Origin of the sequence: Thalassospira sp. CH_XMU1458 (assembly GCF_037027205.1) — a bacterium.
GTDB classification, from domain to species: domain Bacteria; phylum Pseudomonadota; class Alphaproteobacteria; order Rhodospirillales; family Thalassospiraceae; genus Thalassospira; species Thalassospira tepidiphila.
On record NZ_JAYMDW010000003.1, the window covers coordinates 1,005,567 to 1,014,027 of the forward strand.

Here is an 8,461-nt window from a genome sequence, read left to right on the forward strand (position 1 = left end):
GGTTGAAAATTATGATGATGATTAAACCATATGTCGTGCCAACTGGTCGACGCGTTCTTGCAATGATGATTGACGCGAAAGCGCCGCGCGTTTAGCAAGGTGACAGACTTCAATTTGGAACCGCCCATCATGCAACAGACCGTCTCGACCCGGCATTGGCGCGATACAATGCTCGGCATCGCTGCCATTTTGTTTGGCATTTCGGCACCCTTGTTCTTTTTTGGTCGGGCGGCTCTCGGGATTGGTCTTGGACTGTCACTGATCTGTGCGGTTGTGTCTGCTGATCATGGTGAAGCATGGCGCAAAATGCGCCGTGATATCGCAACGCCAATTGGCGGGCTGGTTGTTGCCACACTGATTGTGTTTCTGATTTCGGCAAGCTTTTCTGTCGTGCCAGAGAAGTCGCTGGGCACCTGGCTTGGACGTTTCGCGATGGTTGCGGGCATCTGGTACTTGATGCGTCTGATCGAGCCCAAAGCCAAACTGGCATGGGATGCTTGTATTTATGCCACCTGGATACTCGTTAGCTATTGCCTGCTTGCGATCTTGGTTCAACCAGAAGTCCTGTCGCTTAAAGCGCTACGAGAACCCGATTTCGATTTTGACATTACTCGGCGCTTGAAACCTGTGGGCAGTTTCCTGATCTTTGGTGCGATGATCTTGGTTTTCGATGCGGTTGATCGGAAGAATGCAAGCCGGTTTTTCTCGCTCGCAATTGCCGTCGCGATTGTGCCGATTCTCGAGGTTTCCCATGGCAGAGCAAACGTTGCCGCAATGCTGGCTGCGTGCGGCGCGATTGGTTTTTGTGCAGTATTTCTGATTCGTTCGCGTCTGGTGCAAGTGGCTATCGCCGCTGCAATTGGAATATTGGTCGTGATCGCGCTTTCCTGGCTCGGCGACGTGACAGGTAATATGTCCGACCTGCGTGGATTTGAGCCTTATCTGCCAATATGGCTTGTTGATGTACATCGACAAATGATCTGGCAGTTTACCTTTAGCCATGTCTTTGACCATCCGCTTATCGGCTATGGGATTAACGCGGCACCTTGGGTGCCGGGTGCGAATGAATTGGCGGGTAGCTCAACGCAATCTGTTTTGCCGGGGCATCCCCATAGCTGGTTTATGGAAATCTGGTTGGAAGCTGGCGCACTTGGATTGGCGGTGGTTGTCCCGCTCGTTTTAATGATCGGACTCACCGGTTTTAAGGATGTGCGCCACAACGGAATTGTCAAAGGTGGATTGACGTTGATGATGATGGCGTCCTACTGGTTTGCCGGGTTGTTCAATTACTCATTCTGGACCTCGTGGTGGTTTGGTGTGGTGATGCTGACATTTACGTTGGCCTTCCTAAGGCGTGAGCGACTTCTTGTTAAGGACGCCACCGTGAAGCGTCGTAAAACCCTGATCGTCTGTGCTGAAGACTGGTCCTTTGTTTCGCACAGGATCGTTTTGGGGCGTGCCGCATTGGTGCGTGGGGATGATGTTGTCGTTGCCTGCAACACGGCTGCTGCGACTGAGGGCTTACGCAAGGAAGGTTTTCGCCTGGTCCATGTGCCGATTGCGCGCGGTGGCCTAAGCCCGCTCAAATCCCTCAAAACCATTACAGCGCTGGCTTGTTTGATCCGGCGTGAAAATCCCGATGTTATCGTCAATGTGGCGATCCAGTGCGTGGTTCTATCTTCATTTGCGGGGATTCTGGTCGGTGCAAAGCGGTCGGTTAACATGGTTACAGGTCTTGGCTTCCTGTTTGTCTCAGATGGGGCAAAAACAAAGATCTTGCGTCAGATCGTTTCATTGTTGCTGCGCTTTTACGCGCTTTGCCCATCGATCCGGGTGATCGTGCAGAATGCGGATGACTATGCCTTGATGAAGAGGCTTGGCTATAAGGAAAGGTGTCTGGCACTGATCCGTGGATCCGGTGTTGATATCTCGGCCTTTAGCCCGGCAGGGGAGAAAACGTCCGAGCCCAAATCAGCGATTTTTGTCGCGCGCATGCTCTGGTCCAAGGGGCTTGGTGAACTGATTGAGGCTGCGCGCATTCTGAAATCGCGCAAACGCGATTACCGCCTTGTCTTGGTCGGTGACGTAGATCCGGCCAATCCCGATAGCGCCAGCAAGCAAGATTTGCAAAGCTGGCAGTCGGAAGGTCTGGTTGAATGGCTGGGCAAACGATCAGACATCGGCAAACTCCTGCGTGAGTCCGATCTTGCGGTATTGCCGTCCTGGCGCGAAGGCTTGCCTAAGTCCTTGCTTGAGGCGGCTGCAAGCGGACTTGCCATGGTGGCAACCGATGTGCCCGGTTGTCGAGAGATCGTGCGCCATGGCGAGAACGGAGTTCTTGTTCCTTTGCGTGACAGCACAGCACTCGCCGGTGCGATCGAAGAACTGATGGAAGACGACACTCGGCGGAAGGCGTATGGCAAGGCCGCCCGAGAGCTAGTAGAGCGCGACCTTTGCGATAGCGTCATCATTGCCCAGACCCTTGCCTTCGTGACAGGTGATGAGGCCACGGAGGCAAATCATTCAGCAAAGGCCACTGCGACAGCGTGAAGACGCTTGACTGTCCGTGTCAGATTTATCGCATCGAAAGGGTCCGTTTCCGGACCCTTTTTCTGTTCGAAAAAAATCCCGTTGCATCGTGATTTTTAGTTTTGTATACAATATACATGAATTGAATGCGGTCGCCGTTGATCGGGGCTGTGATGCTTAAAGGCGCCGGTATGTTACCGTGCTGCCATAACAGGAGGTTTCTTTCTATGCAGGTAAACTGGACTGGCGTTTTCCCCGCCGTTGCCACCCAGATGAACGAAGACGGTTCGATCGATTTCGATATGACCGCCAAACAGATCGAAGACCTGATCACGGCCGGTGTCGATGGCCTCGTCATGCTGGGTTCGGTTGGTGAAAACACCGCCCTTGAGCCGGACGAAAAAATCGCCGTTCTGAAACTGGCCGTCGAAGTTACCAAGGGCCGCATCCCGGTCCTGTCCGGTGTGGCCGAAAATTCGACCCGTGCGGCCATCCGCTATGTTCAGGAATGCGAAAAGCTCGGTGCTGATGGCCTGATGCTTCTGCCGGGCATGGTCTATACCGCTGACCCGCGCGAAAATATCGAACATTTCCGCACGGTCGCGGGCGCGACCAAGCTGCCGATCATGATATATAACAACCCGGGTGCCTATCGCATCGACATCAAGCCCGAAGAGTTCAACCAGCTTGCCGATGTCAAAAACCTTGTCGCGATCAAGGAAAGCTCGGGCGATCCGCGTCGTATTACCGACATCTATAATGCCTGTGGTGATCGTTTTGTTCTGTTCTGCGGCATGGATGACCTTGTCATGGAAACGCAGGTTCTCGGTGCTGTTGGCTGGATTTCCGGTTTCACCGATGCCTTCCCGAAAGAATCGGTCGCGCTCTGGAAGCTGCTGTCGGAAGGCAAATACACCGAAGCGCTTGAAATCTATCGCTGGTTCACCCCGGTTCTGCACATGGATGTCCATGCCAAGCTGGTTCAGTACATCAAGCTTGCCCAGGAAATGACCGGCGTTGGCAAACCGCACGTCCGTGCACCGCGTCTGCCGCTGGTTGGTGAAGAGCTTGAAACCATCAAGGCCACCATCCAGAAAGCCATCGATACCCGCCCGTCTCTTTGATCGGCAGTCCTTTGCAATCAGGATGCATATCGCGCAACACCGTGATTGCATTGAGACGGTATTTGATGAAACAGTGAGCTCCTCCGCCTATCTCGCGGGGGAGCTTCCTGCTATCTGTTTGCTGCTCAGAAGCACCAAAATACGCATCGTCGAAATTCGAGAGGCCCCAAAATGACATCAGCCAAAACCGCTACGCCATCCGATACCGCCGCCGGTCAAAAGGTCGTTGTGATTGGTGCGGGTATTGTCGGGGCCAATGTCGGGTTGGCGCTACTTGATAAGGGCTATGACGTCACAATTCTTGATCGCGGCGAACCGGGCATGGGCGCATCCTTTGGCAATGCCGGCGGCGTTGCGGTTTCTGAATGCGCGCCGGTTGCCATGCCGGGCGTGCTTAAAAACGTGCCCGGTTGGTTGATGGACCCGTTGGGCCCGCTTTCGGTGCGCTGGGGCTATTTGCCAAAAATGATGCCCTGGTTGTTGATGTTTCTGGCATCCAGCAGAAAGCAACGGGTCGAACAGATCGCAACCAATATGGCGACCTTGCTCAACCGCGCATGGGATGATTACGACCCGGTCCTTAAGGAAGCTGGCCTTGCGGATGCGGTTTTCAAAAAACATGGTGCGATGGCGGTGTATCGCAGCAATGCGTCTCGTCAGGCGGCCGAATATGCCATTGATCTGCGTCGGCGTAACGGTATCAAGCTGCGCGATCTGACCCGTGATGAAGTGCGCGATATCGAACCGGATCTGGCGCCGATCTTTGCCTGTGGCGTGATGGAAGAAGACTGGGGCCATGTCCTTGATCCGTTCAAAATCACCACCGGCATTTTCAAGCATTTCCTCGATCGTGGCGGCAAGTTCGAGACCGCCGATGTCACCAATTTTGTCTTCCGCGACGGCAAACCGCGTGCTGCCACCACCGATGCTGGCGACATGATCACGTTTGATCATGTGGTTGTCGCCTGCGGTGCCTGGTCAAAGACGCTGGCCAAGCGGTTGGGCTCGCCGGTGCCGCTTGATACCGAACGCGGCTATAACACCACCGTGCCCTATCACGATGCCAAACTGTCGCGCATGATTGTCTGTGCCGATGACAGCTTTGTTTTAAGCCCGCTTGAAATGGGCATTCGTGTTGGTGGGGCTGTCGAGCTTGGGGGGCTTCTGGCCGCGCCCAACTACGAACGTGCCAAGGCGCTGTTTGCCAAGGGCAAGGAAGTCCTGCCCAAACTTAGTGCCGAAGGCGGTACGGAATGGATGGGCTTCCGTCCCTCCATGCCGGATTCAACCCCGGTCATTTCCAAAAGCCCGCATCATGCGAATGCCTATTTTGCCTTCGGGCACGGGCATCTTGGCTTAACACTTGGGGCCACGACCGGGCGTCTGGTTGCCGATCTGATGGCAACGGGCAAAACGCCGGTCGATATGACCCCGTATCGCATTAATCGTTTCTCTCGTTTCTATAGCATCTAGGGCCCCCTCCATGGCGAAAAGCAGTTTCTTTTGTGTCGACGGTCATACCTGTGGCAACCCGGTGCGTCTGGTTGCCGGAGGTGGTCCCAAGCTTGACGGTGCGACCATGCTTGAAAAGCGTGCGCATTTTCTTCATGAGTATGACTGGATCCGTACCGGGCTGATGTTTGAGCCGCGCGGCCATGATGTGATGTCGGGATCGATCCTTTATGACCCGACCTCGGATGACTATGACGTCGCGGTGCTGTTTATTGAAACGTCTGGCTGCCTGCCGATGTGTGGCCATGGCACGATCGGTACTGTCACCATGGCGATCGAGGAAGGGTTGGTGAAACCCAAAACCCCCGGCCGCCTGCGCCTTGAAACACCGGCGGGCCTCGTCATTGCCGAATATAAACAAGTTGGCGATTACGTTGAATCGGTCAAGCTCACCAACGTGCCGTCGTTCCTTTATAAAACCGATATCGAAGTCGATTGCCCCGATCTTGGTCCGATCAAGGTCGATGTTGCCTATGGCGGTAATTTCTATGCGATTGTCGAACCGCAGGAAAACTATCGCGACATGGCCGATTTTTCGGCCGGTGATCTGCAACGCATCAGCCCGGAACTCCGCCGTCGCCTGAACGAACAGAACGAATTCGTGCATCCGCTTTATCCCGACATCAAGGGCCTGTCGCACATCCAGTGGACTGGCAAGCCGACCCAACCCGACAGCACACATCGCAATGCGGTGTTTTATGGTGACAAGGGTATTGATCGCTCGCCATGTGGGACTGGCTCCTCGGCCCGTCTCGCCCAACTGGTTGCCAAGGGGCAGTGGGATCCCGAGCATGAATTGGTCCATGAAAGCATCATCGGATCACAGTTCCGGGTGTCGGTGGTCGAGAAAACCAAGGTCGGTGAATTTGATGCCGTAGTGCCGGGGATTGAAGGCTGGGCGCGCAAGCATGGCTACAACACCATCTTCATTGATGATCGCGATCCCTATGCCCATGGCTTCATTGTCAAATAGGCAAAGTGCTGTCGATCACACAAAGGGGGCTTCATGCCCCCTTTGTCGTATATCGGCGAAGTTTGGCTGCTAATACAGTAGGCAATTGTATTGCGACTTGTTTGACCCAACGCTATGAATAGCAAAACTGACAGATTCTGTCGGATGGAACTTTGCCCGATTGATCAGCATGCCATGTCGCGTCGGGGTAACACCATAAAAGAGCTGAAATGACCGCATCACCGCGATTTACCCGCCGTACCATCACCGATCAGGTGACCGAAGATCTTCGTGCACGTATTCTGACCGGCGATTTCCCTGCCGGCTATCAATTGCGACAGGATGCCATCGCGGGTGAATATAATGTCTCGCGCATTCCGGTTCGTGAAGCCCTGCAGCGCCTTGATGCCGAAGGGCTCGTCTCGTTCCAGCCGCACAAGGGCGCGATTGTCTCGCAGCTCTCGCTTGACGAGATTGAGGAACTGTTTGAAGTCCGCAAGCTGCTTGAATGTGATCTTCTGCGTCATGCCGTCCCGCGTCTGACCCCGGCGGACCTGAAATCGGTCGAAGATATCCTGATGGTCTATGACGAGGCGTTCCGATCCGGCGATGTTTCCAAGTGGGGGGAGCTCAATCGCGAATTCCACGATCGGCTTTACCGCGCATCGAACCGTCCCAAGACGCTCGAGATTGTCCGCATGATCGGTAACAACACCGTGCGCTTTACCCAGGCACAGCTGGCCCTTTCCGGCGCAACCGACCGGGCCGAGCGCGAACACCATCAGATATTTGACGCCTGCAAGGCCGGGAATGTCGAAGAAGCCGTCGAGCTTCTCGCCAACCACATTCAAAGTTCGGCCGACAGCCTGATGGACTGCCTGCGCAAGGCGCGTGAATAGGCGAACCAAGTCCGACCAAGTCTGAAACGTAAAAAGGGATGCTGATGGCATCCCTTTTCTGTTTCTGTCTTATTGAACTCGGCCAACAATAAAACCCCGCCCGATTACATCGTCTTCTTCAAGCCAGAAACTGGCCTTGCCACTATAATGCGCCTTGCCCGTGACCGAGGCGATGATGGCCTGATGCGGACCGCAGTTCGTTGTGGCTTCGACCGATCCTTCAAAGCTTGATCCGATCACGCTTTCAAACACGCGGATATCGCCCGGTGCAATCAGTCCCTTGGCGTGTTGAATGGCAAGGCGGGCGCTGACACCTGATCCCGTCGGGCTGCGGTCGACCTGATTTTTGGCAAACACACATATATTACGTGTCGCAGATGCCTCAAACGCATCGCGTCCGTCGGTCAGGATCGCCCCATATAAAAAGGCCAGATCGTCATGATCGGGATGGGCCAGCGTGACGCTGTCATTCACCGCTTGGCAAATCGCCTCTGCCAGACGCGTCAGTTGGCGGGCATTTTCCGGTGTGATGGCAATATCAAATTGCCCGGCATCCAGAATGGCATAAAAGGCGCCGCCATATCCGATATCGGTTTTAAACGCTGTTCCGTCGGGAAGACGTAAGGAAACATCACTGGCAAACATAAACGATGGCACCGATGAAAACCGGACCTTACCGGTTTTGCCCTCATGCACCTCGACCTCGGCGCGCACCAGACCACAGGGGCATTCAATATTGACTGTGGTGATCGGTTCGACTGCTTTGACCAGACCATAATCAATCGCATAGCGACCAAGGGCCAGAATCGCATGGCCGCACATGGTCGAATATCCTTCATTATGAATGAACAGAACCGCAAGGTCGGCATCGGGCAGGCTGGGTGCGACCAGGATCGCGCCATACATGTCGTAGTGACCGCGCGGCTCGAACATTAAAAAGCGCCGCAGATGATCAAGGTGGTCTCTGGCATAGCGGCGCTTGGCCAGAATGTCCGCGCCGGGAATATCGGGGTAACCGGACGTAATGATTCGCAGCGGCTCACCGCCAGTATGCATGTCGATCACCTCAATCGGAGCTGATTGATGGGGGTAAGAGCGCATGATTTCCGAATCACTTTGCGATCTCGGGGGTGTTTTATCATCTTGCATGGGCGTTGATCCGGATTATTTGCTGCTTTTGGCGCAGGTGATTCTGTGGCGGGTAAAAACTTGCGCGAACATCTTATCGGCATTCTCGCGCAGGGCAATCGAAGCGACCCCCGATTTTCGGGTTTTGGGCCCCTTGCAGGTCATAAAAGCGAAACCTATATATGGTTTCGCGCAAAAATTTTGCGTAACGACATTTCTGTCATTTTTTTGCAAAAAGGTGTTTGACAGTTTTGGGAGTGGGGCCTATAACCCGCCTCCACCGACGGGGTGCGGCGCCAACGAGACGGCGACGCGGA

7 protein-coding genes are annotated in these 8,461 nt (G+C 54.5%); 6 read left to right on the plus strand and 1 reads right to left on the minus strand.

What is annotated here, in order from left to right:
- Positions 1-129 precede the first annotated feature (129 nt).
- The 5 genes from WBY09_RS18630 to WBY09_RS18650 all read left to right on the plus strand — a co-directional run bounded on the left by WBY09_RS18630 (position 130) and on the right by WBY09_RS18650 (position 7,016).
- Complete coding sequence (locus WBY09_RS18630; RefSeq protein ID WP_197147100.1) at positions 130-2,550, plus strand: glycosyltransferase; 2,421 nt, start codon at positions 130-132, stop codon at positions 2,548-2,550.
- A 206-nt stretch (positions 2,551-2,756) separates the two neighbouring features.
- The gene (locus tag WBY09_RS18635) at positions 2,757-3,653 is read left to right on the plus strand and encodes a dihydrodipicolinate synthase family protein (RefSeq protein WP_008890095.1); all 897 of its coding nucleotides are present in this window, start codon (positions 2,757-2,759) and stop codon (positions 3,651-3,653) included.
- Between the two features lie 171 nt (positions 3,654-3,824).
- Positions 3,825-5,126: an NAD(P)/FAD-dependent oxidoreductase gene (locus WBY09_RS18640; RefSeq protein WP_197147101.1), complete on the plus strand. Its 1,302-nt coding sequence runs from the start codon at positions 3,825-3,827 to the stop codon at positions 5,124-5,126.
- A 10-nt stretch (positions 5,127-5,136) separates the two neighbouring features.
- On the plus strand, positions 5,137-6,138 hold the full coding sequence (locus tag WBY09_RS18645) for a 4-hydroxyproline epimerase (RefSeq protein ID WP_197147102.1): 1,002 nt from the start codon (positions 5,137-5,139) through the stop codon (positions 6,136-6,138).
- 209 nt (positions 6,139-6,347) lie between these two features.
- Entirely contained in the window at positions 6,348-7,016 is a 669-nt protein-coding gene (locus WBY09_RS18650) for a GntR family transcriptional regulator (RefSeq protein WP_008890092.1), read from the plus strand.
- Between the two features lie 69 nt (positions 7,017-7,085).
- Here the strand turns inward: WBY09_RS18650 and WBY09_RS18655 are convergent, their stop codons facing one another.
- Positions 7,086-8,072, minus strand: coding sequence for a proline racemase family protein (locus tag WBY09_RS18655; RefSeq protein ID WP_252724086.1), 987 nt, complete (start codon positions 8,070-8,072; stop codon positions 7,086-7,088).
- Positions 8,073-8,115: 43 nt separating this feature from the next.
- On the opposite strand from WBY09_RS18655, the gene WBY09_RS18660 reads away from it, so the two are divergent.
- Positions 8,116-8,461 (plus strand): hypothetical protein (locus WBY09_RS18660; protein WP_336233557.1); only part of this gene is annotated, 346 nt, incomplete at its 3' end.

Bases quoted from the DNA above. Each gene is read 5' to 3' on its own strand.
- WBY09_RS18630 (WP_197147100.1), top strand. From the start codon at position 130: ATGCAACAGACCGTCTCGACCCGGCATTGGCGCGATACAATGCTCGGC.
- WBY09_RS18635 (WP_008890095.1), top strand. From the start codon at position 2,757: ATGCAGGTAAACTGGACTGGCGTTTTCCCCGCCGTTGCCACCCAGATG.
- WBY09_RS18640 (WP_197147101.1), top strand. From the start codon at position 3,825: ATGACATCAGCCAAAACCGCTACGCCATCCGATACCGCCGCCGGTCAA.
- WBY09_RS18645 (WP_197147102.1), top strand. From the start codon at position 5,137: ATGGCGAAAAGCAGTTTCTTTTGTGTCGACGGTCATACCTGTGGCAAC.
- WBY09_RS18650 (WP_008890092.1), top strand. From the start codon at position 6,348: ATGACCGCATCACCGCGATTTACCCGCCGTACCATCACCGATCAGGTG.
- WBY09_RS18655 (WP_252724086.1), bottom strand. From the start codon at position 8,072: ATGCATACTGGCGGTGAGCCGCTGCGAATCATTACGTCCGGTTACCCC.